The sequence below is a fragment of the Fontivita pretiosa genome (assembly GCF_050410795.1).
Taxonomy (GTDB): Bacteria; Planctomycetota; Phycisphaerae; order Tepidisphaerales; family Tepidisphaeraceae; genus Fontivita; species Fontivita pretiosa.
Genome location: NZ_CP191258.1, coordinates 3,589,131 through 3,611,907, shown reverse-complemented (window position 1 = coordinate 3,611,907; position 22,777 = coordinate 3,589,131). Strand labels below are relative to the sequence as shown.

Annotated in this window: 19 protein-coding genes; 5 read left to right on the top strand and 14 right to left on the bottom strand. The window is 65.0% G+C overall.

The annotated features are described in order from the left end of the window. Nucleotides 1-7: 7 nt before the first annotated feature. Together ACQS5P_RS14615 and ACQS5P_RS14610 are read right to left on the bottom strand one after the other, a co-directional pair. Complete coding sequence (locus tag ACQS5P_RS14615) at nt 8-1,000, bottom strand: FecCD family ABC transporter permease (protein ID WP_428937356.1); 993 nt, start codon at nt 998-1,000, stop codon at nt 8-10. Between the two features lie 21 nt (nt 1,001-1,021). Then, a complete protein-coding gene (locus ACQS5P_RS14610) occupies nt 1,022-1,936 on the bottom strand; it encodes an ABC transporter substrate-binding protein (RefSeq protein ID WP_428937355.1) in 915 nt (304 codons plus the stop codon). Between the two features lie 182 nt (nt 1,937-2,118). Here ACQS5P_RS14610 and ACQS5P_RS14605 point away from each other — a divergent pair, with 182 nt between their 5' ends. Further along, entirely contained in the window at nt 2,119-2,862 is a 744-nt protein-coding gene (locus ACQS5P_RS14605) for a hypothetical protein (protein ID WP_428937354.1), read from the top strand. On the opposite strand, the gene ACQS5P_RS14600 is transcribed toward ACQS5P_RS14605, so the two are convergent. The 4 genes from ACQS5P_RS14600 to ACQS5P_RS14585 all read right to left on the bottom strand — a co-directional run bounded on the left by ACQS5P_RS14600 (nt 2,852) and on the right by ACQS5P_RS14585 (nt 7,159). Further along, a complete protein-coding gene (locus tag ACQS5P_RS14600) occupies nt 2,852-3,721 on the bottom strand; it encodes an NAD(P)H-hydrate dehydratase (RefSeq protein WP_428937353.1) in 870 nt (289 codons plus the stop codon). The genes ACQS5P_RS14605 and ACQS5P_RS14600 overlap by 11 nt on opposite strands. Before the next feature lie 25 nt (nt 3,722-3,746). Continuing rightward, nucleotides 3,747-4,835, bottom strand: a complete 1,089-nt coding sequence (tsaD, locus tag ACQS5P_RS14595) for a tRNA (adenosine(37)-N6)-threonylcarbamoyltransferase complex transferase subunit TsaD (RefSeq protein ID WP_428937352.1) — start codon at nt 4,833-4,835, stop codon at nt 3,747-3,749. A gap of 32 nt (nt 4,836-4,867) precedes the next feature. After that, nucleotides 4,868-6,280, bottom strand: coding sequence for a S41 family peptidase (locus tag ACQS5P_RS14590; protein ID WP_428937351.1), 1,413 nt, complete (start codon nt 6,278-6,280; stop codon nt 4,868-4,870). Between the two features lie 72 nt (nt 6,281-6,352). Then, nucleotides 6,353-7,159, bottom strand: a complete 807-nt coding sequence (locus tag ACQS5P_RS14585) for an alpha/beta fold hydrolase (protein WP_428937350.1) — start codon at nt 7,157-7,159, stop codon at nt 6,353-6,355. A 97-nt stretch (nt 7,160-7,256) separates the two neighbouring features. Between ACQS5P_RS14585 and ACQS5P_RS14580 the strand changes: the two genes are divergently transcribed. Next, nucleotides 7,257-8,999, top strand: coding sequence for a SpoIIE family protein phosphatase (locus ACQS5P_RS14580; RefSeq protein ID WP_428937349.1), 1,743 nt, complete (start codon nt 7,257-7,259; stop codon nt 8,997-8,999). Between the two features lie 27 nt (nt 9,000-9,026). On the opposite strand, the gene ACQS5P_RS14575 is transcribed toward ACQS5P_RS14580, so the two are convergent. The 5 genes from ACQS5P_RS14575 to ACQS5P_RS14555 form a co-directional block, all read right to left on the bottom strand. After that, nucleotides 9,027-9,686 carry a hypothetical protein gene (locus tag ACQS5P_RS14575; RefSeq protein WP_428937348.1) on the bottom strand — a complete coding sequence of 220 codons (660 nt, stop codon included), beginning with the start codon at nt 9,684-9,686 and terminating at the stop codon, nt 9,027-9,029. Nucleotides 9,687-9,790: 104 nt separating this feature from the next. Then, nucleotides 9,791-10,126 carry a hypothetical protein gene (locus tag ACQS5P_RS14570; protein WP_428937347.1) on the bottom strand — a complete coding sequence of 112 codons (336 nt, stop codon included), beginning with the start codon at nt 10,124-10,126 and terminating at the stop codon, nt 9,791-9,793. 10 nt (nt 10,127-10,136) lie between these two features. Beyond that, nucleotides 10,137-10,595, bottom strand: a complete 459-nt coding sequence (locus tag ACQS5P_RS14565; protein WP_428937346.1) for a hypothetical protein — start codon at nt 10,593-10,595, stop codon at nt 10,137-10,139. Nucleotides 10,596-11,035: 440 nt separating this feature from the next. Next, nucleotides 11,036-11,764 carry a hypothetical protein gene (locus ACQS5P_RS14560; RefSeq protein ID WP_428937345.1) on the bottom strand — a complete coding sequence of 243 codons (729 nt, stop codon included), beginning with the start codon at nt 11,762-11,764 and terminating at the stop codon, nt 11,036-11,038. A gap of 43 nt (nt 11,765-11,807) precedes the next feature. After that, nucleotides 11,808-13,160: a tetratricopeptide repeat protein gene (locus ACQS5P_RS14555; RefSeq protein WP_428937344.1), complete on the bottom strand. Its 1,353-nt coding sequence runs from the start codon at nt 13,158-13,160 to the stop codon at nt 11,808-11,810. A gap of 375 nt (nt 13,161-13,535) precedes the next feature. Here ACQS5P_RS14555 and ACQS5P_RS14550 point away from each other — a divergent pair, with 375 nt between their 5' ends. Both ACQS5P_RS14550 and ACQS5P_RS14545 read left to right on the top strand, forming a co-directional pair. Next, the gene (locus tag ACQS5P_RS14550; protein WP_428937343.1) at nt 13,536-15,800 is read left to right on the top strand and encodes a HEAT repeat domain-containing protein; all 2,265 of its coding nucleotides are present in this window, start codon (nt 13,536-13,538) and stop codon (nt 15,798-15,800) included. A 69-nt stretch (nt 15,801-15,869) separates the two neighbouring features. Then, nucleotides 15,870-17,573 (top strand): NAD+ synthase, encoded by a 1,704-nt coding sequence (locus ACQS5P_RS14545; protein WP_428937342.1) that lies wholly within the window; start codon nt 15,870-15,872, stop codon nt 17,571-17,573. Nucleotides 17,574-17,919: 346 nt separating this feature from the next. Here the strand turns inward: ACQS5P_RS14545 and ACQS5P_RS14540 are convergent, their stop codons facing one another. Further along, nucleotides 17,920-19,407, bottom strand: coding sequence for a M81 family metallopeptidase (locus ACQS5P_RS14540; protein ID WP_428937341.1), 1,488 nt, complete (start codon nt 19,405-19,407; stop codon nt 17,920-17,922). 47 nt (nt 19,408-19,454) lie between these two features. Here ACQS5P_RS14540 and ACQS5P_RS14535 point away from each other — a divergent pair, with 47 nt between their 5' ends. Beyond that, nucleotides 19,455-20,120 carry an RraA family protein gene (locus ACQS5P_RS14535; protein WP_428937340.1) on the top strand — a complete coding sequence of 222 codons (666 nt, stop codon included), beginning with the start codon at nt 19,455-19,457 and terminating at the stop codon, nt 20,118-20,120. Nucleotides 20,121-20,403: 283 nt separating this feature from the next. Here the strand turns inward: ACQS5P_RS14535 and ACQS5P_RS14530 are convergent, their stop codons facing one another. Continuing rightward, the gene (locus ACQS5P_RS14530; protein ID WP_428937339.1) at nt 20,404-21,570 is read right to left on the bottom strand and encodes a CaiB/BaiF CoA transferase family protein; all 1,167 of its coding nucleotides are present in this window, start codon (nt 21,568-21,570) and stop codon (nt 20,404-20,406) included. Next, nucleotides 21,567-22,721 carry an ABC transporter substrate-binding protein gene (locus ACQS5P_RS14525; protein WP_428937338.1) on the bottom strand — a complete coding sequence of 385 codons (1,155 nt, stop codon included), beginning with the start codon at nt 22,719-22,721 and terminating at the stop codon, nt 21,567-21,569. The genes ACQS5P_RS14530 and ACQS5P_RS14525 overlap by 4 nt, the downstream gene beginning before the upstream one ends. Between the last annotated feature and the right edge of the window lie 56 nt (nt 22,722-22,777).

The window sequence follows — 22,777 nt, the reverse complement described above, 5'->3', positions numbered from 1 at the left end:
GGTGATCTCAGTTCTGCTGCTGTCGTCGGCGTTGCCACAGCAGCAGCAGAAAGAACGGTCCGCCGAGCAGGCCGGTGAGCACGCCGACGGGCAGCAGCACGCCGCCCTCGCCAGCGATCTTGCGTGCGGCGGCGTCGGCGATGGCCAGCAGCGCCGCGCCCAGCGCGGTGGCGACCGGCAGCAGCCGGCGGTGGTCCTGGCCCACCACCAGCCTGCCCAGGTGCGGGCAAACCAGACCGACGAAACCGATCGGACCGGAGACCGCCACCGCCGATGCCGTCACCAGTGACGCAACGATCAGTGCAACCCATCGCAGCCGGTGGATTCGCACCCCAAGCGACATCGCCTCGCCCTCGGACAGCACCGCCACATTCAGTTGTCCGCTGATCGACAGCAGGATCAGCCAGCCAATCCCCACGGCGACGGCGGCGGCCAGCAGTTGTCCGGACGCCAGGTTGGTCTGCAACCCGCCGACCAGAAACGTCAGTGGTCCGCCGGAGCCGGGCAGTTCACGGAAGATCGTATTCAGCAGAAGATAGATGGAGGCGTTAACGGCATTGACGATCACGCCGACCAGCAGCAGTGTCAGCGGCTCCAGGCGTCCGCGCGCCCCGGCCAGCGAGAAGACCACCGCCACCGCCAGGATTGCGCCGGTGAAGGCGAAGGCCTGTTGGCTGAGTCCGACGGCGATGGCCCCGCCGATACCCGCGAATCGCCAGAGGTATGCGGCAAGGGACGCGCCGGTGCTGATGCCCAGCAGATACGGATCGGCCAGCGGGTTCTGGAGGATCGCCTGATAGACCACGCCCGCGGCGGCCAGCGCCGCGCCCACCAGCGACGCCAGAAGCACCAGCTCGATGCGATGTTCGTACTGGAGCCTGCTGGGCCAGCCGATCGTGCCGGTCGAGCCGACCATCAGACACGCCGCCGCGACCAGCGCCCACAGCATCGTGCTGGCGGCCAGCGTGATCGCGAGTTGTCGAAGGTCCCAGTGCTTCATCGGGGAAATCCGTCCGGCGGATCAATCGGACGCAGCGGTCGCCGGCGAATCCGACGGATGGAGCAGGCGACAGATCTGCTCGGCCAGATCACCGACGTGCGAGCCGGGTTGAAGCACATACCAGTCGGTGAGGATGAAGACGCGTTGCTCTCTGACTGCCGCAAGCTCGGGCATCTGCTGCCAGGTTCGGCGGGCGCGTTCGATCACTCCGGGCGGCGCGCCGGGCATCAGTTGCACGATCGCCTGCGGGTCCATCTCCAGAACCTGCTCGCGATCGACTGTGGGATATCGCACCGGCAGATGCGCCGCGACATTGGTTCCACCGGCGATTCGCAGCACGTCATCAACGAATGTGTCGCCGCCGATCAGCGCAAAGCCCGCCTCGTCTCGAACCAGAAGCGTGGGCACGGGCCGACGGCCGGCCACGCGCCTGGCGACCGCGTCGAGCTGAGACTGGATTTTCTGCTCCAGGGCGGCGGCCTTCTGCGGCTCGCCGGTCAACTCGCCCAGATCGCGAATGGTCTGAAGAATATCCCGCACGGTTTCGGTCCGAACGTTCACCAGCCTGATTCCCAGAGCCTCGGCGCGCTGCTTGAGTCCTGCCGGCATCCGCTCGGCGGCCATGAACACGATCATCACGTCCGGGCGAAGCTGGGCCAACTGCTCCCAGTCGGTCGTCTGATAGTCCCCCACGCGAGGCAGGTGCGCGATCTGCGGACGCGGGGTATCCCAGTTGCTCACGGCGACCAGGTGATCGCCAGCGCCCATGGCCACAAGCAGGTCGGTGGCGGCGGGAACCAGCGACGCAACCCTCGGGGATTTGGCCGTCGCCGCGACGGAGCTGGCGGACGTGGAATCCGACCCGGACTGCTCACAACCCGCACCGCCGGCCAGCCACAACCACACCCCGACGACCAGCAGCCAACCGGCACACATGGGCCAATGACGAGTGAAGCACCGGTCATTGGAATTGGGGCATGCACTGCTCATTCGAGTTTGATCATCGAGAATTCCGGCCGCGCCCGTTGCGATCTTGCGCGCGGATGGTAGATTCGGGTTTGACGGCTGTCAAAGCGCGGCGGCTTCCCCGGGTTCTCCTCTGCATGGAGGCGACGCACATGAACGAGCAGCAGCAACAGGCCAAAACGTTCTTCGCCCGCGTGAGCAACTGGTTCCGTCGCGGCGGAGGCGCGGGCAATGGCAGCACAGAGCTTCCCCTGGCGCGCGAGGGGGCGTCGCAGGCGATCGAGCCTCGAAGCACGTTCCTGCGACCCTGGGCCAGGCAGAACGCCGCGATCGCCAGGCTTCAGGAAGGCTTCGACACGCTCACCGACCTGATGGCCACCATCCGCGACACGATGGAGCGCAACGCCCGCAGGCAGGATGAACTGCTCAGCTACCTGGCACACCTGCCCGAGGCGCTACGCGCCATTCCCGAGAGCAACCGCATCCACGGCGAGACCCTGCGGGCCATCCACCAGCAACTGGCCCACCAGAACACGCAGCAGCAGAAGCTTGGCGAAATCCTGGAAAAGCTGAGCCAGAGCGGCGGCGAACAGCGCGAAACGCTCGAGGAGCTTCGTGATCGAATGGAATCCATCCGCCAGACCGACGAAGCAATCAGCGCCAACATGAGCAATCTGGGACTTGCGCTTCAGAGCGTCAGCCGCAACTCCAGCACCAGCACGCAGGTGCTGGAGCAGATCCGCGATCACCTGGATTCGCGCGATGGACAGCTTGAACGGATCCTGCACAAGCAGAATGTCCGCTTCACGACGATGCTGGCGATCGCGATCTTCCTGTCCGTCGCGGCGCTGGTGGCCGTCAGCGTGATCGGATACCTGTTGATCCTCAAGAAGTAACGCCCGCGACTGCTTCGTAGGCGCCAATCGCCTCGGGCAAGGCGTCGATGACGTCGCGCGCCAGCACCGACCTGCGGCCAAGCCGCTTGCCGGCGAGTTCTCCGGCTGTTCCGTGGATCCACACGCCGGCGCAGGCGGCGCAGAAGCGATCCATCTCCTGCGCCAGCAGGGTTGCGATGATGCCACTGAGCACATCGCCGCTGCCGGCCTTGGACAGCGAGCTGTCCCCCGTGCGATTGAGGTAGACGCGTTGTCCGTCGGTCACGACGGTTCGGTGGCCCTTGAGCACGACGACCTGTCCGAAGGTCGTGGCCGCCAGCGTGGCGATTTCGATCCGACCATCGTCGTCGCGAGGCACTTCGCCGCGGCCGAGCCATCGACCAAGTCGCCTCATCTCCCCGGGGTGAGGGGTGAGCACCGCGGGCGCCTTGAACGACGCCGGCCAGCGCCGCCCACCCGCCAGCAGGTTCAGCGCGTCAGCGTCCAGGAGCATGGTCTTTTCAAGACGAATCAGCCGCCGCAGCCGCGAGTCGGCGTCGCGCGACTGCCCCATGCCCGGACCGATCACGATCACGTCGGCGGCGTCGGCGGCCTGCACCAGCGCGGCAAGCGAGGCAGAGCCTGCGCCCAGCGGCAGGCCGATGAGTTCGGGCGTCACCGAGATGGCGGGGGCGAGGATCGACTTTGGCGTGGCGATCTGTACCAGCCCTGCGCCCATTTTCAGCGCCGCGGTGCCCGCCAGCACCGGCGCCCCGATCATCGATTCGCTTCCCCCCACCACCAGCACGCGCCCAAACAGACCCTTATGACCCTCCACAGGTCTTGCAGGCAATGGCGGGAGTGTGACGATGCGCTGCATGGTGTAGTGGCCAGTGTTGCGACTCTCACGCCCGAAACTGGCTGTAGGTAATCGCATCCAGATCCAGCCCGCTGGTTTGCCCGGCCTCAAGCAGCACGTGCGCCAGCCCGGCGGTCATCGCGGCGTTGTCGGTGCAATACTGCATCGGCGGAAAGAAGACCGGCACATCAAAGCGGGCCAGCGCGTTGCGCAGGCCGCGGTTGGCCGACACGCCGCCGCCGATAATCACCGCCCGCCCGTTCGTGCGACGAAGGGCGCGCTTCAGCTTGATCACGATCGTATCGACACAGGCGGCCTGGAACGAGGCGGCGATGTCGCGGATGTGCTGCTCGGTGAGCGGCGGCGGGGTATCGCCGCGACCGGGAACGCCGCGAACGTGATACAGCACCGCGGTCTTAAGGCCGCTGAAGGAAAAATCGAGCGAATCCCGCCCCAGCAGCGACCGCGGCAGCTTCACCGCCTCGGGATCGCCTTGCTGCGCCAGCCGATCGATGATCGGCCCGCCGGGATAGCCCAGACCGAGGATCGCCGCGACCTTGTCGTAGGCTTCGCCAACGGCGTCGTCGATCGTCGAGCCGATGAGCGTGATGTCGGTCCAGCTTCGAACATCGTACAGGGCGGTATGCCCGCCACTGACCACCAGGCCAACCGCGGGAAGATGCGGCTCGCGGTGCGAGGCGCAGGTTCCGGAGTCAGCAGCCTCCGCCTCGTTCTGCCCGCTGTCCGCCGCCCGCTGCCCCGCCTGCCTGAGCATCACGCTGTACAAATGCGCATGCACGTGATCGACGCCGACCAGAGGTTTGTTGAGCGCCCAGGCGAGCGTCTTGGCGGCGGTCACGCCGATCAGCAGCGAGCCGATCAGCCCCGGACGATGCGCCACCGCGATCGCGTCGAGCTGGTTGAGCGTGCAGCCGGCGATCTCCAGAGCCTCGCGAATGACCGGCAGAAGGTTTTCGATATGGGCACGGCTGGCGATCTCGGGTACGACGCCACGATACTTGGCATGCAGCTCCACCTGCGTCGCGACCACGTTGCTGCGGACATGTCTTCCGTCGGCCACCACCGCGGCGCCCGTCTCGTCGCACGTCGATTCCAGCCCGAGGATCAGCGACATCGCCATTGCAGTTCGCGGAATGCGGGTCTGATCTACTGCGCTGGGGCGGTTGTTGTGGGCTGCGACGCAGGAGTCAGCTCCAGCCGTGTCTGCACCTTCGGCGCCGGCGGCAGCGAAGGCGCCATGGCCGACTCCCGGCGACTGTGCTCCAGCACCGCCAGCGCGATCATCGTGTCCACCGCCCGCTGAAGCTGGGCATCCAGAACCTGTTGAGTATCGGCGGTGGTGGGTTGCGAAGTCGCCTTCTGTGTCGTGGGACGAAGGAACCGGTCCCGCTCGCTCATCTGTTCCAGCGCCCTGCGCTCGGCGGTTGTTTCCATCGGCACGACGATTTGCGGCTGCACGCCCCAGTCGGTGGCGTCTTTCCTGCGGTGCACCAGGCGGCCGCTGGGCAGGTAGTAATACGCGACGGTCAACTTCAGCTCGCCACCTTTGTTATCCAGCGGAATCACTTCCTGCACGCTTCCCTTGCCGTAGGTCCGCTCGCCGATGACCACGGCCCGGCGGTTGTCCATCAGGCTTCCCGCGACGATCTCGCTGGCCGAGGCCGAGTGCTCGTTGACCAGCACGATCATCGGAAAATACGGCAGAGTTCCCGGCTCGGTGGCGCGGATGACCTGCTCGGGGCGACTGCGCCCTTTCGTGCTCACGATCACGCCCTTGTCCAGAAACAGGTCGATCACCTGCACCGCCTGATCGAGCCTGCCGCCAGGATTGAACCGCAGGTCCAGGATCAGCCCCTGCATCCCCTGGCTCAGCAGCGACGTGATCGCTTCCTTGACGCGGTCAAACGTATCGGGTGTGAACTGGGCGATCCGCAGATACGCGATCTTCGGATCATCGCAGATGTAGTAATCCCAGGAATTGTCCGGCTGGCGCTGGTAGCCCTTGACACTGGGAACCACAATCTCCTCGCGCGTCATGGTCAGGTCTTCGATCTGCCCGGTGACGTGGCGGACGGTCAGGGTCACTTCCGTTCCAACCGGTCCGCCGATTTTCTTGATCACCTCGGGCAGTCGCAGTCCCTCGATCCCCTCGCCATTGACTTTCAGGATGTGGTCTCCGGCCATCACCCCTGCCTTGAATGCCGGGCTGCCCTCGATCGGGGTGACAACCTCAATCGTGCCGTTCTCGAGCTGGTTGAGCTGGATGCCTACCCCTTTAAACGTGCCCTCCAGCAACCGCTCGAACTCCTCCTGCCTGGCCGGGGGGACGTACATCGTGAAAGGATCCAACTCCCCGAGCATCCCCTCGATGGCCCCTTCCCGAAGCTGCTGCTCATCGACCGGCTCGACGTAGTTGTTGGCCACCTGTCGATGAATATCGACCAGCGTCCTGACAAATGCGTAATCATCGTCGCGCTGCGCCAGGCTGCCCTCCAGATGAAAGGCCAGCAGCGCGATCAGGATAATGCTCACGGTCCAGGCAAAACGCTCGCGATTCATGCCCGAATCATAGCATGAGTGCGTGAACAAGCCGACAGCTTTCAACAGACCGGATGCGGCCCTGTTGTCCGCTCAGCGCCCGTCTGACCTCGTCGCCATCTCGGCGAAGCGGCGAATCGCCGTGGTCACATCCTCCGGCTGTTCCATGGGGGCCAGATGCCCGGCACGGCGGATGACCACCAGCGTCGGATTGCGGATCTGCTTGCTCATGGCCTCGGCGACGGCGGGCGGAGTGATCACGTCGTGCTCGCCGACAATGATCAGCGTCGGCACCGCGATCGAAGGCAGGTCCGAGGTAAAGTCCGGGCGATCGCGCATCGCCGCCAGCGCATACTCGACCGTCCTGGGCGGCTGCGACTCCATGATTCGCCGAAGCCTGTGCGCGATATCCTGCCGGCCATGAAGCGTCTGCTCCGCCAGCATTTTGGGAAACATCTGCTCTGCGACGGCCCTGGTGCCGTGCGTGCGGACCAGCTCGATCATCTTGTCGCGTGCTTCTCTGGCGGCAGGCGCGTCGGCCTCGGCGCGGGTGTCGATCAGTCCCAGCGCCCGCAGGTCGGCGGGATATTTGCGGGCGAACGCCAGGGCGACGTATCCGCCCATCGAAAGACCCGCCACAATCGCCGGCAATGCCCCGATCGCGCGCAGCAGCGCATGCAGATCATCGGCCAGCGATTCGATCGTGAACGGCTCGGACGAGATCGACTGCCCGAAGCCGCGCAGATCCGGCGCGATCACCCGATAGCGGTCGCTGAGCGACTCGAGCTGCGCCTCCCAGATTCGCCCGTCCAGCGGAAAGCCATGCACCAGCACGATCGGCGTGCCGTGCCCACGCTCGGCATAATGAAACGTCACGTTGTTCACAGTGCGGGTTGGCATGATCAACAGAATACCGCGAACCCGCCGAATTGGGCACTGCCCTTGGTACCGCCATCCGATTTGAACCACCTGACACTTGCGCTACAATTTCCCGCCAATGTTGCAGCAGCAGACCCCCTTGGATTCACAGAATCTGCACCTGACAGATTTCCTGGACCTGGCCACGCTTCAGGAGATCCAGGACGGCTTTGCGGCGGTTGCGAACGTGAAAGCGATCATCACCGACGCCGATGGCACCGTCCTGACCCAGCCCACGCCCACGCGGCAGTTTCTCCAGAGACAGCGCGCGATCGCGCAGGCCGATGAGCTGGCCTCGGCCGAGGGACCGCAGAAGGAAGGACGCGTCTACGTCGCCCCGATCATCGTCAATAACCAGCGGCTGGGCACGATCCGCATGACCCCCCTGCCCGATGGCGCCTGCGCCAACATCGATGACACCCGGCTGCAGGCCCTGGCGCAGAAATACAACCTGGATTTCAAACAGCTCAAGAGCCTGATCTCAGCTCTGACACGGGCGAAGAACACGCGTCCGGCGGCGATTCAGTTCCTCTACCTCATCGCCAACGCACTGGCACGGCTCTGCTACCAGGAGTTCCAGCTTCGCCAGCGCATCGACGAGCTGACCGCCGTCTACAACCTCTCGATGATGCTCGCCAACGCCCGCGACCTGCCCAGAGTGCTCCAGCGGACTGTCCGCGCCGTCGCGGAGATCATGGGCGTCAAGGCCGCCTCCATCCGGCTGCTGGACCCGGAACAGGACGAGCTGGTGATCAAGGCGGTGCACAACCTCTCCCAGCAGTATCTTCAGAAGGGGCCGATTCGCCTCAGCAAGTCCGAGATCGACCAGATCGCGCTGTCGGAAGTGGGATACTGCTATGTGCGGAACATGGCCACCGACCCGCGCGTGCTGTACCCCGCCGACGCGCAACGCGAGGGAATTGCCTCATTCCTGGCCGTGGGCATGCGCTACCAGGGCAAGCCGATCGGCGTGCTGCGGCTGTACACCGAAACCGAGCAGACGTTCAGCCAGTTGCGGATCAATCTGCTCAAGGCCGTGGCCGCGCAGGCCGCCGCCGCCATCGAAAACGCGCGACTGCTCGACGAGACGCTCCAGGCCGAGGCGCTGGAGAAGCAGGTCCGCATGGCCGCCGAGGTCCAGCAGCGCATGATCCCCCAGCAACCCCCGCAGGTTCCGGGGATCGACCTGGCCGCCGTATATGTGCCGTGCTTTGAGCTGGGTGGAGACTTCTACGACTTCATCCCGCTGCCGTACGACAACGTGGGACTGGTCATCGCCGACGTGGCGGGCAAGGGGGTGCCGGCGTCGCTGATCATGGCCTCGGTTCGCGCCGCGCTGCGGGCACAGGTGGACAACGTCTACTACCTCTACGAAGTCATCCGCCGCCTCAACATCATGCTCCACCGCGACAGCAAGCCCACGGAGTTCGTCACGCTGTTTTACGGCGTGCTCGACGCCAACAACCGCCGGCTCACCTACTGCAACGCCGGTCATCCACCCGGACTGCTGCTGCGCGACGGGCAGGTCACCGAGCTGCGCAGCGACAACATGGTCCTGGGCGTGGACCCGGACGAGGCCTATACGCAATCCATCGTCGATCTCCGATCCGGCGACCTGCTGCTGCTCTACACCGACGGACTGGCCGATGCGATGAACTTCGAAAACCAGACCTTCGGGCGACAGCGCATCATCGAGGCGTTCAAAAAAGGCGGCGACACTGCCGAAACCGTCGCCCAGAACATCCTCTGGGAAATGCGCCGCTTCGTCGGGCTGACCCGCCGAACCGACGACGTAACGATGATTGTGGCGAAGGTGAAGTGATTGCGGCGCATCAGGAACCCGCGGCCATCACAACTGCCGCGACTTCCGTTCCTCCGGTGTCGGAACAACGACGAACCACACCAGCCGGTTCAGCCCCAGCTTGCCACTGCGAATGGCATCCAGCGCGTCGTCGTAGTCGCTGCCGAACTCCTTGCGGTGCCGCTGGATCATCTCCTCCGCCGTGCCCAGGTCGTACTTCCACGAGCCGAACAACTCCTCCGCCGCGTTGGAGCGCGTGCCGGAGCTTCGCATCGGGCCCAGCGTGCCGGACTGGTTCACATAGGCGTTGTCGATCAGCGCGTAGTCGGTGGCGTCCAAGTTTCCGCTGTAATCGAAGTCCCCGAAGATCCAGCCAACCCGGCCGTTCACGTACCCGGAGTCGAGCAGACTGTAATCGGTGGCGTCAACGTGGCCGGACAGGTCGTTCCGCAACACGCCCACGCCATAGAGGAAACTGCCGGCGAGCTGGTTGCGCAGGTGCGCCTGCGTGCTGCCGATGCCGATGCCCTGCCAGTCGAAGGCCCCGCCGTTCTCCAGCGCGGTCTTGATCAGCGTGGTGATCGCCGCCAGGTCAGGCGTGTTGCGGACGATCAGATCGTTGTCATTCAGGTCGAGTCTGCCGTCGGCGTCGTCGGTGGAGATCGTGAGCGTATTGGTGTCCACGACGGTGCTGCCGTTCACGTCCACGCTGGCAATGCCTGCGGCTTAGATCTGGAGCAGCGCCAGGTCCTGGGTCACCTCGAACTTCACGCGCGCCACGCCGGTCGCTCCGCCGGAGTCGGTGTTCACCTTCACCATGTCCAGCCCCGGCCCGCCATCGACGTAATGAAGTTGTTGGCCGCGCTGCCGCGGACTTCGATCGTGTCGATGCCGTCCCCGCCGTTGACCGTCGCCGGGATCGCCAGCAGATCGTCGTCGATGATGATCTCGTCGCCTCCCGCCAAACCGTTGATGGTCATCCTGCCGATCGTGTCGCGCCGTCCAGCGAACTCCGTCTGCCCGTTCACGACCACCTGGAGGAAGCTGTCGTTGTTGGGCACGCGGCTCACCACAATGTTGTCGTTGCCGCTGGTGCCCTCAACGGTCAGCGTGTTGCCCGAGCTGACGAACGCGGCGTCCACGTGCACGGCTTCAAGATCATCTACCTCCGGCGATATCCCACCACGAGATGTAGAGCTCGCCATTGGGCCCGACGGCCGGACAAGCGAACAACCCGCCCGTCGTTGGGGAGCTAACGGCGATCGGGGCAGTGAAACTAGCGCCACCGTTGTTGGAGCCCGCGACGACAATTCCCACAGGGGCCGAGTAGGCGATGTAGACCGCCGGATTGCCAGTAGTTGGGTCGCGACCGCTCGCGAGAAACCACTTGTCGAGCACCGGGAACACCGGATGTCCGAGCTGAGACTCGACAGTCGTAAACCTGTCAAACGATTGTCCACCATCGAGGTCATCGCTCGCGACCACGACCGTTACGCGACCATCGGCAGCATGAACGCCGTAACCGACGTAAACCCGACCGTCATCGTCGAAGGTGATCGTGGGATCGAACCGCGTCGCTGATCCCAGACTGTCATCAGCCCCGTCGATCGGGTTCATGTTCCAGCTTGCGCCTCCATTGGTGCTGTAGTTAAACATTGATTTGATTTGCCGGCAGACCGACTATGTGGTGGCTGAATCCGACGATATTCCGCGGATTCTTCGGATTTACTGCCACACTCATCTCACTTTGCACGGCGGTTGCATCATTGCTCGCGTTTACGACCTCACCGGGGACGATCGTCTGAGTTTGAGTTTCACTCCGATCGAGCGTCAACGAGACCGACAGCATCCTGCGCCGTTCCAGTTCCTCCGCCTCGAACTGGAGACATCGGGTACGACCCCGCCTATCAGCGCGCGAGGTCAGGCCACGTCGCATCACCTCCAATGTCAATCGAATCCGACGCCGAAGGTCTGATTGGCGTGACGTTAGTGCGAGCATCACAGCGTCCTCCAATTCCTCGGCTGGTGCCCAAACAGATGCGCGACGCCTTTCTTCGTCAGATGGATGACCTCATCGACCAGGTGGGCCGACGCAAACGTCCGCGTTGGATCGCGCCAAGCCCTAACCCACAAGCGCATAGGATGGCGGCTGTGCTGGGTTCGGGGACAACCACAACGACACCCGCAGCAGAGGTCGGACCCGTGGTGGTCGGCGCGCCGTCCTCTAGAAGGAGCGCCGTCTCTGCCGGGAAATTGGCGACGCGATAGGCGTTCAGCATAGATTCGCCAGAACTTCCAGTTACCGTCCAGGAGATGCTGGCCAAATGAAACTCTTCCGCATCTGCGCCGATGCGCGCGCCCTGCGGCTCGGGGAAGGGGTAATCCGCGCGAGCGAAAAGAAATGTGTTACCCGGTCCCCCGATGGCGGCACCGAGGTCCAAATCACCGTCCCCGTCGGCGTCGAGCGGCACGCCCGGCTGCGCCGCAACAGTGTCGAACGGCGGCTGTAGCATGGCGGGCGAGAAGTCGCCCAGCAGCCCGCCGGTGGAACTGCGGAGAACGGCGAAGACGTTGTACAGCGTTTCGTTGTCGATGCCGTCGGTGCCCTGGACGATGCCGAAGAGCTGGAGGGGGACGACCTCGCCCTGGGAGACGAACTTGAACTTGCCCCCGCCGTCGGCCAGGCGAAGGTCCAGCACCAGCCCCGCCTGAGCGGCCGAGGCTGCGGTCAACCCCGCCCCGGCCACAGCGAGTGCGATGCAACGCTTACGAATTGCGCGAGCCATATCGACCCCTCCTTTCGCGTCAAGGACGGATCAGGTGACACGGCTACTGCCACCGCAGCAATCTGCGGCACAGGCTGGCGATCCGCTGCCGCACTCGCAGCAGGTGCAGTCGCAGTTCCACACGCTGGAGCGATATGTCCTTCGGGGCCTTTGTCAGCCCCTGGCGCACAATCGCGATCGCCTCGTCGTAACGCCCCATCCGGCCCAGCGCAAGCGCCAGGTTGTGCATCGCCTGCACGTTGTCCGGGTCGTGCTTGAGCGATTCGTGACTGGCGGCGATGCCCTCGTCGTATCGCCCGCGAAGGAAGTGCGCCACGGCCAGGTTCTGCCAGCCGCCGGCATGATCGGGGGCCAGTTGCACCAGGCGTTTGAGACATGCCAGCGCCGGTCGGATCTCGCCAAGATCCACCAGCAGGTTGGATAGATCCAGCAGAGTCTGAGGATCGTTAGGCCGCAGCAGCAGCTCGGCGCGGAGCTGGCGTCTGGCCTCGGCCAGGTCGCGGCGGCTCAGGAACAGGCGCGCAAGTTGCAAATGCACCCCCGGACAGGTCGGATCAAGCTCGATGGCCCGGCGGAGGGACAGTTCCGCCTCGGCTCCCCGCCCATGATCCAGCAGCCATCGTCCCAGCAGGCAGTGTCCGGCCGGATCGTCCGGGGCAAGCTCAACGGCGCTGCGGATCTTTTCCCCCGCCTCATCAACCCGCCCCATCTCCCACAGCAGCTCGGCCAGATCCAGCAGTGTCGCGGTGTTGCCCGGTTCCTGGCGCAAGCCCTCGATGTAATGCTGCCGGGCCTTCTCCAACTCCCCCTTGCTCCACAGCGCTTCGGCGATCCGCAGGTGAGCCTCGGGATGCTGCTCATCCAAATCCAGCGCCCGCTGCCAGCAGTAGATCGCCCGGTCGTACTGCTTCCGCGCCGCCAGGCTCACCCCGATGTTGTAGTAGCAATCGGGGCAATCCTCGCGATAGAGCCTGGCCAGATAGAACATCTCCTCGGCGCGCTGATGCTGGCCAAGTTCAGCATAGCTCAGGATCCGTCCGCAGTAAGCCGGTTCAAAGGCGCTGTCGATCTGCTCGATGCGTTCGAAGGCGGCGATGGCGTCGTGGAAGCGCCCGATTTCATGCAGGTCCACCGCCATCCGGTGCAGCGCCTGCACATCGTTTGGCTCGATGCTCAGCGCCTGCTGGTAGGCCTGGATCGCCTCCTCGTGCCGGCCGAGCTGATCGAGCGTCAGTCCGATGTTGTAATGCCAGCTTGAGTTGTACGGATTGATGCTGGTGGCGGCGCGCAGCTCCTCCAGGGCCTCCTGCCAGCGGCGCTGCTCGAAAAGTTCCTGGGCGCGCTCCACGCGCTGTTCGGCCTCATTCCAGTCGCACTCGTTGCTCTCGATCGACATGGCCGTCCGCCTGAATATGCCCGGCCCACGGCAAACGTCCTGATCCTGCCGCAAACCTGTCGCGCCACACTTTACGATCCAGCCCGCCGTCGCAGCAAGAACAACTCGCGACAAAGCCCCAATCCAGCCTGAGCCGAATCGTTCGCCCTGGCCGGGCGCACTTTGCGGGCGATGCAAAATACGTTACTCTGCCGACCGCGGCGCGTTGCGGGAAATTCGCCGCTTTTGGCCGGAGCCTTGTGCCCGGCGGGCGGCGGTTGGGCGGATCGCGCCGTTGACCGAACTCAGCCGGACAGCTCGGCGTGGAGCTGCGTGATCGGGACAAATGCGGGTCCTTCAGGTCCAACAGGTGCGGATGGACGCGTGGCGGCGGGAATGAATCTCAGGCTGGTGGCGACGGTGCTGGCGGCGACAATGGCTGCCGGCGTGCTTGCGCCCGATCGCTGCCTGTCGGCGCAGGCGCCGCCTCAGGACAGCACTCCCCCCGTCGCCGCGCCAGCCACTGCCCCCACCACCTGGGACATCGCCCGCGACATCGCCGAATACATCCGTCGCGACCGCCAGCAGCTTGCCGCAATCCTCAATGACCCCAACTCGACGCGCGAACAGCGGGACGAAGCCGCCCGGCGACTGCTGGCGCGGCGAACCCCCGAGGCCCGGGCCGTGCTGGGCGATGCCCTGATGAACCTGGCCAACCCCGACGCGCAGGCCGCCGCCGCCCGGGCACTGGCCGACGATCCGGACCCGGACCCGGCCCTGATCGATCCGCTTTTTGCCGCCCTCTGGGCCGGAAACCGCAGCCTCAGCGAAGCCGCGGCGCGGGCGCTGGCCAATTACCGCGATCATCCGGAGGTCCTGACACGGCTGATGGCGCTGGTGCAGCGTCGCCCCCCGGCGCAGGACCTGGTCCGCCGAGAGGCCATCCTTGTGCTCGGCTCTTTCGTGGAAAAGCGAACCGCCGAGCTGCTGATGAATCTGCTGCGCGCCGCCGACGAGAGCGAGCCGATTCGACGCGCCGCCGCCGAAGCCCTGGCCGACCTGGCGGCCCAGAGCCGCTTCGGGCAGGACCTGGACCAGTGGAACCAGTGGTGGGCAACTCAGGCCAATCGCCCCGAGGGGGAATTTCGCGCCGAGATGCTGGCCCGGCGATCGGCGCGGCTGGAACAGTTTCGACGTCGCTACGGCGACTTGAGCGTCGAGCTGAAGCGGCTGCTCACCGAGCAGTACACCACCGCCGCCAACGCATCCCAGCGCGCCGAGATGCTCCTGCGATTCATGAGAAGCGCCGAAGCCGAGATCCGCGCGATCGGGGCTGCGATCGTCCGCGAGGAAGTGCTGGACAACCGCCCCGTCTCCGCCGCCGCACGCGAGCAGGTCCGACTGCTGATTGGCGACAGCAGCCCCAAGGTTCGGGAGCAGGCGGCGGCAACGCTGGCGGCAATGAACGACGCTGAAGCGCTGGGACCGCTGCTGGCGCAGCTCGCGATCGAGACCGAGCCGGCGGTGCGGGCGCGGCTGGCCGATGCCCTGGCGCCGATCAACGATCTGCGCGCCGTGCCGGCGCTGCTGGCCATGCTCAACGATCCGTCCCCGCTTTCAGCCACCGCTGCCGCACGCGCCCTGGAACAGCTTGGCCCCAAGATCCGCGACTCCGACGCCGCCCTGGCGCGCCAAACCGCCGAGGCGCTGCGACAGGCCTTTGAGCGTCTTCGTCCGGGCACCGGCACGGCAGAACTGCGCGAAGCCGTGATCGACGCCATGGCCCCGCTGCGTCAGGAATCGCTGCTGCCGACGCTGATGCGGCTGCTGGAAGTGTCGCGCGGCGAATCGTCGCAGATCCGCGGGCTGGCGCTGCGGGCGATCGGCGAGCTGGGCGATCCGCGATCCGCCTCGGTCGTGGCCGACTACCTTGGCGATCGCGATCCGCGCGTACGCTATCGCGCCGTCGAGGCGCTGGGAAAACTCCGCAACGCCGACCGGTACTGGGAACAGCTCCGTCAAAGGCTCGACCCCGACAACGAACCGGATCCCAGCGTGCAGAAAAGCGCCTGGCTGGTACTCCAGAGCCTGCTGCCGCAACTGGCGATCGAGGAACTGGCCAACCTCGCCGAACGCTTTCGCGCTCAGCCCGAGCGGCAGATGGTCGTGCTCACCCAGCTTGCCGAAAAGCTCTCGGCCCAGGGACGACTGGAACAGTTGGCCGGCGTACATCAGAACCTGGGCGCGATCTACATGCGGCTGAATGACCCCAGGCGAGCGGCGGAGTACTTCCGGCTGGCCCTGGAATACTGGGCCTCTCGACCCCAGCGCGCCGAGGTTGTGGTCACCAACCTGATCAATGACCGGATGCGGGCACTGCTGCTGGACCGCCAATACACCCAGGCCATCGACTTTGCCTCGGAGAATATTCGCCAGAACATCAACCATCAGCCGGCGATGGGCGCGCTGATCCGTCAGGAGGCCGAGCGTCTGACCACGTCGTTCGCCTATGACGATGCGTTGAAGCTGATCGCCGCCGCCCGGACGATGGACCCGCCGCTGGGTCCGGTGGCGCTGGATCAGCTCACTCGGATCGAGACGGAGATCCGCAACCGGCTGGGAGAGGCCGCGCCTGCCACGACGCGCGCCGCCGGCCGATAGCGGTGTGAAGCTGCATCGCAGCCGCCAGCGACTCTGTGGCCCCGCTGCTGAGCCGCTATAATCCCGCGCATGCGTGTGGCGCTTGCACAAACGAATCCGACGGTGGGCGACATTGCCGGCAACTGCCGTAAGATCATCGAATTCGCCGGTCGCGCCAAAGCCGCCGGCGCCAGCCTCGTGATCTTTCCTGAACTGTCGATTCCGGGCTATCCGCCCAAAGACCTGCTGCTCAAACCGCAGTTCATTACCGACAACATCCGGGCGCTGAACATCATCGCCTCGCGGGTGCGGGGAATCGATCTGATCGTCGGCTATGCCGCCAGGAACGAGCAGCCGGTTGGGCGACCGCTGCACAACGCCGTGGCCGTGCTGCGCGACGGCAGCATCGCCAGCGTGCACTACAAAACACTGCTGCCGACCTACGACGTGTTCGACGAGACGCGCTACTTCGAGCCTGGCCCGGCCACGCAGCGCAATCAGCTCGTGCAGATCGGGGATTTGTCGATCGGGCTGTCGATCTGCGAGGATCTGTGGAATGATGAGCGTCTGATCCCCCGCCGGCTCTATCACCAGAACCCCATCGCCGAGCTCTCCGCCGCCGGCGCGCAGATCATGATCAACGCCAGCGCCTCGCCCTTCGTCGTCGGCAAGCATGATTTCCGCATCGAGCTGTTCGGGGCACAGGCGCGGCGATTCGCCCGGCCTTTGATCTATGTCAACCAGGTCGGCGGCAACGACGAGCTTGTCTTTGACGGCAACAGTTGCGTGTTCGATGCCCGGGGAAACCTCGTCGCCAACGCAAGAGATTTCGAGGAAGACCTGATCACGGTGGACTTCACCGGGCCGGACTTGCAGCCCCAGGGCTCGGCCGTCAACACGCACAGCCGGGGCATCGAATCGATCTACAAGGCTCTGATTCTGGGTCTGCGCGACTACGTGCGAAAGTGCGGCTTCAAGAGCGTGGTGCTGGGTCTGTCCGGAGGCATCGACAGCGCGCTGACCTGCGCCATCGCGGTGGCGGCGCTGGGACGCGACAGGGTCGTGGGCGTCTCGATGCCCAGCCGGTACAGCTCGGAACATTCCGTCCGCGACGCCCGGCAGTTGGCCGAAAACCTGGGCATCGAGTTCCATATCGTGCCCATCCGCGACGTTCACGAAGCCTACGAACGCACGCTGGCGCCGCTTTTTGCCTCGCGACCGCCCGACGTCACCGAAGAAAACCTCCAGGCGCGTATCCGCGGTGCACTGCTGATGGCCATCTCCAACAAGTTCAACCACCTTCTGCTCAGCACAGGCAACAAGAGCGAGCTGGCGGTGGGATATTGCACGCTGTACGGCGACATGGCAGGCGGACTGGCGGTTATCAGCGATGTGCCCAAGACGATGGTCTGGGAGATGGCGCGATGGATCAACCAGCAGGCCGGCCGGGAGCTGATCCCGCGCAGCAGCATCGAGAAAGTGCCCTCCGCCGAGCTGCGCCCCAACCAGACCGATCAGGATACGCTGCCTCCTTACCAGGTTCTGGATCAGATCATCGAGCGCTATGTGGAAGACGAGAAAGGCGCCGCCGAGATCATCGCCGAAGGCTTCGACCCGGCCACGGTGATGCAGGTCATCCGGCTGATCGACCGCAGCGAGTACAAGCGTCGCCAGGCGGCGCCGGGCTTGAAAGTGACCAGTCGCGCCTTTGGTTTTGGCCGCCGCATGCCGATCGCGCAGAATTACGTGCAGGTCCTTCCCAAACACGGAGAACCGTCACCCGTGCTGGAGTAAACTCCTGTGCCTGCGGCGCGCAGGCAATTCCCAAGTGCTCTTTGCGCGCCGCGAGCGCCCCGTCCTCGCCTGCTCTGCCCGCATGGGCGTCCCGCCTGTCGTTTATACACATCTCGGACCACGCGCGTTTTTCGCTCGGATGCGCGGGTGAGTGCGATGAACGCCTGGACGAGCCGACTGTAGCACGGCCGTCCCGGCCATGCAGGGTGCGCTCGAGTTCGAAAATTCGACATCCGGGCTGTTCATCGCTCCATGCCACTGGGCACGGGCGAGACGCCCATGACACAGTTCGACATCGCTACCAGCACCTCCGGCGCCGCGACGCCAGCGATGTCGATATGCAACTTCAAATCTGCTCGAATGGAAACAGCGGGCGGCGGCGGTGACGGTACGGCAGCCGCCCCATGTCGGCGGTGGTGGTGCCGGGCGTGTTCGTGCGAATCAGCGTCCTGCACACCGTTTCGTACGCCGCCACCGGCGCGTGAACTCCCTTGGCGACGATCACATCGAACTGAGTAGGATCAATGCCGCAGCTCGTCAGTTGCCCAAGGCTGAACGGAACCATGCGAAGGCTGGTGAGCTGAACCGTCAGGCCCGAATCGGTCTGGACGATCGCCGTGGGACCCATGTCATAGACGGTCCTTCCGCCGTGGCGGACCTGCGTCTCGGCAAACCTGCCGTCGTGGATGCTGACGACGGTAACGCGTGCTTCCAGCGGCGGGCCGTGCAGATCATCCGTCTTGCCGCCCATGCGCAGCATGAGCTTTGCGCCCGGTCCGGCGTCGATCGCCCGACGCGCCGAATCCGGATCGTACAGCGCCACGAACGATCTGATGCCCCGCCGCGCCAGCGCGTGCGCCAGCACGGTTCCGTCCGCCGCCGAGCCACCGCCGACGTTGTCGCCCATATCCAGCAGACACACCGGCCTGGGCGACTGAAGCGCGCGGTCGATGGCATCTTCCGGATCGATCAACTCGCCGATGAAGCTGTGGCGACGCTGCCAGGCGAAATCGGACAGTTCATCGGCGTACGTGCGCGCGAGCGACGCATCGCCGTCGGTCACGACGATGAACGAGCAGCCCATCTCCGGGACATCCGAGTAGGGAAACCCCAGGTTCACGCTCGTCGCGAGCACGCCGGGCCGTTTGCGAATCTCATCCGCCCTGGCCATCAGTGATCGGCACGGCTCCTCGCGTGTCAGTTGTCGCTCGATGTTGATCGCCAGCGGTGGAAACGCCGCGGCCTGCGTCGGGTTTACTTCGCCTCGCAACGTGCCGGCGATGAGCTGAGCGGCCTCGATGCCGCGGGCGCGCTGGTCCAGGTGCGGGTTGGTGCGATAGCTGATGGTCGCGTTGCAGGCGTCGATCATCCACTGCGAGACGTTGGCGTGCAGGTCCAGCGTGCAGACGATCGGCATGTCGCTGCCCACGCGCTGCCGCAGCAACGTCAGCCAGTATCCGTCCATGTCCGGCTGCGATTGTGCCACCGCCGCCCCGTGCGGCGCCACCAGCAGCCCGTCGAGCTGCCCGGCCCGGTCCAGTTCGTCGAACATCATGTTCATCAGGGCGTCGAGCGTTTCATCGGTGACGGTTCCGCAGGGCAGCGCCACCGCCATCAGCATCGGCACGGCCTGGATGCCCGCGGCGTCGAGCCCCTGGAAGAATCCGCCGATCTCATGCTGCGCCTGCGCCACCGCCGGCCGGATCGCTTCGCCGCGATACAGCCGATCCTGCTCGAAGGCGCGCAGCGTCGTCGGCGTCGTCAGAAACGTGTTGGACTCCTGCTGAATGCAGATGATTCCGACGCGCATCGTTGAGCGGGATCTGTGGCCCATTCTCAGGATCCTTCTTATACTCTTGCCGACTGCGGAGCAAAAATCACATGTCTGACAGCGAACCACTGAACGATCTTGCTGCCCTGCGCCAAGTGCTCTACACCGCCGTCGTGCTGGATGCACTGGACGCGGCGGGTCTGCGTCATCAATCGCCGCGCGTGCAGTTTCAGCCGGTTTCCGCGACGGGGGTTCTGCTGGGCCGATGCAAGACGACCCTCTGGGCCGACATGGCGCACGAGGATCCCAGGCCATACGAGCTTGAACTTGTGGCGGTCGATACGTGCAAGAGCGGCGACGTGCTGATCGCCGCCGCGGGCGGATCCATGCGCTCGGGCATCTGGGGGGAGCTGCTTTCGACGGCGGCGAAGAACAGCGGGTGCGTGGGCGCGATCGTTGACGGGGCGGTGCGCGACGTGATGAAGATGCGGGCGATGAACTTCCCGGTCTACGCCCGCGGCACCTGCCCCTATGACAGCATGCATCGCCAGCGCGTGATCGATATTGACGTGCCGGTCGAGATCGACGGAGTGCTGTTCAGTCCGGGCGACCTGGTGATCGCCGACATCGACGGCGTGGCCGTGGTCCCGCAGGCCGCCGAACGCGACGTGCTGGCCCGCGCCCTGAAGAAAGTCCGCGACGAAAACCGCACCCGCGACGCCATCCGCAACGGCATGAAGGCGGTCGAGGCGTACAAGACGTACGGCGTGCTGTGAGCGAGGATCTCTCGTGGGATGGCATCTTGCGTGTCGTTTATCCACATCTTGGAGCAGCCGCGTCTTTCGCTCAGACTCGCAGGTGCGTGCGATGACAACCGAGACGAGCCCATTGTGGCATGGCCGTCCCGGCCATGCGCGATGCACTCCAATTCGAACGTTCGACAGCCGGGTTGTTCTGGCCGGACGCCCGTGACACAGGCAGCTATGCGAAAGCCCCATCGCGCCCAGGGGCCACATGTGTGCTTTTTGTCGCGGCGGCAGCCCTGTCCGTGCGAACGGTTCACGCTTCTTCGAGGTCAAATTCCATTGCGACAGTCCGATCGTGCTCCCCCAGCCTGGGGCCGGGCTGCGGGGACTTGAGCACCTGTCCGTCGATTCGGATCGGGCAGCGCGTGGTGAGCATCTTCTGCCCGTCAGGGCGGGCGATGGGCTGGATCATGTTCAGCGTCTGGAAGGCCGGATGCTCCGTCAGTTGCCGCCAGGTCAGCACTTCGGCGCACCAGATGTCGGCGGGTTGGAGGATATCCAGCCAGTCGCGTGTTTTGCGAGTTCGCAGACGCGCCGCGATGGTGCGGCGAATCTGATCGCGATGCGTGAACCATGAATCGCTGTCGGGATAGTTGCGAAGTTCGTCGATCCCCAGCAGCTCGCCCAGCCGCGGGATCGGGTTCATCGCCAGCGCCAGGTAACCGTCGGCGGTCTGGTAGATGCCGTAGGGCGCGCCCAGATAAGCATGAGCGCCGTTGGATTCGCCTCGCACGGGCAGCCTGCCGCCGTCGTTCAAGTACGTTGTGAAGACCTCAAATTGAAGATCGAGGCAGGATTCGATGAGGCTGACCTCGACGCGTCCGCCGCGGCCAGTGATCCCGCGGCGCAACAGGCACGCGAGGATGCCCTGCACCAGATGCTGGGCTGCGAACATGTCCGCCACCGACAGGCCGAAGGCGATCGGCGGATCGGAGTCGTTGCCCGTCAACCAGACCAGCCCCGAGCGCGACTGCACGAGCAGATCCTGGCCCGGCAAGTCACGCCACGGGCCGTCGGCGCCGTAGCCGGTGACGCTGGCGAAGACCAGCCTGGGGTTCAGCTCCGAGAGCACCCGCCAGGTCAGCCCCAGCCGCTCCATTACGCCCGGGCGGAAGTTTTCGATCAGCACGTCGGCGCGGGCGATGAGCTTTTTCAGCCTGGCCAGATCTTTGGGATTCTTCAGGTCCAGACTCAGGCTCTGCTTGTTGCGGTTGACGGTGTGGAACAGGGCGCTGTCGGTATCGAAGCGAAGGTTGGAACAAAACAGATGTCGCGAGCCGTCACCGCTGCCGGGCCTTTCGATCTTGATCACCCGCGCCCCCAGGTCGGCCAGTCGCAGCGATGCGCCCGGCCCGGCCATGTACTGGCTGAGGTCCAGCACGAGCAGCCCTTTGAGGGGCAGCACCGAATCATCGTTCACTTGTTTCCTCCGAGCGATTGCTGATACAGGTCATTCAGATCGCGCACGAGCTGATCGACGTCGCCGTTGTCGCGCAGGCACTTTTGGATCATCGCCCCGCCCTCATACTGAACGCGGATATAGCCGTTGTACCGCGGTCGCAGGTAGGCGCGTTCGATCGTCTGCCGCGTGTTGCGGAAAAAGTCATGCGAGAGCTGGTTGACGCGCGGATCATCCCAGGCCTGGCTGTGCCCGGGCTGCCCGCCGTGGTCGAAATAGATCGTCCGCTGGCACTCTCCGCCGCACACCCACGCGCAGTACTCGGCGGCGACCTGCGGCCACTGGCATTTTGTCGAGATGGCGATCCCCGTGCCGCCGATGTGCGAGCCTTTGGGTCCGTCGTTGCCCAGCGAGGGCATGTCCGCATACAGGCACAGCTTGGGCCTGAAGCCGGCGCGCGAGTAGTTGTTGTATCCGTAGGCCAGCGGGCAATACACGATCTGGTCGGTCGTGCTCATGCGATCCATCAGCGTGATGGGCGTGAGGGTGTAATCGAGCGGATCGCACAATTCGGCCAGGCGACGCATCGCGTCCATGACGCTTCTGGCCACGTCGTTGCTGACCACGCGGCCGGTGGTGGCAAACGGCTGGCCGCCGATGTTGTCCGCCAGTGTCAGGAACACCGAGATCGCATCGACCGGTCCCAAGGGCATGCCGATGCGCATCCCGGCGGCGCGTGCCGCTCGGCCAAGCTCCAGCACCTGCTGCCACGTTGTGGGCACGTGCATGCCCAGCCGCGCCAGCAGGTCGGGCCGGTAGGACGCGACGGGCGTGGCCGCGTCGATCGCCAGCGCCCACTGATGCCCGTCCCATTCGTAGCTGCGATGAGATGGTCCAACGCTGTGCGCCGCCAGGTCCTCCAGCACCGCGCGGGGAAGCAGCTCATCCATCGGCAGGTAGCAGTGCGTCTCCGACATGAAACCGACCCACGGATGATCCAGCACGACCAGATCGTACTTCCTGGCCAGCTCATCCACCGGATACGCGCCGAAGTCGTGCAGCGATCGCTTTTCCCAGACAATCTGCACATCGGGGTGAGTGGCGGCGAATTGCGCTGCGGTGGGCGGCAGAGGCCCGAACCCGCGCGGATGATCCCACGAAATTCCTCTCAATGTCCTGGTCTTCATTTGACAGCCGCCATTTTCGTCAGGTATCAACGCGCGTGTCA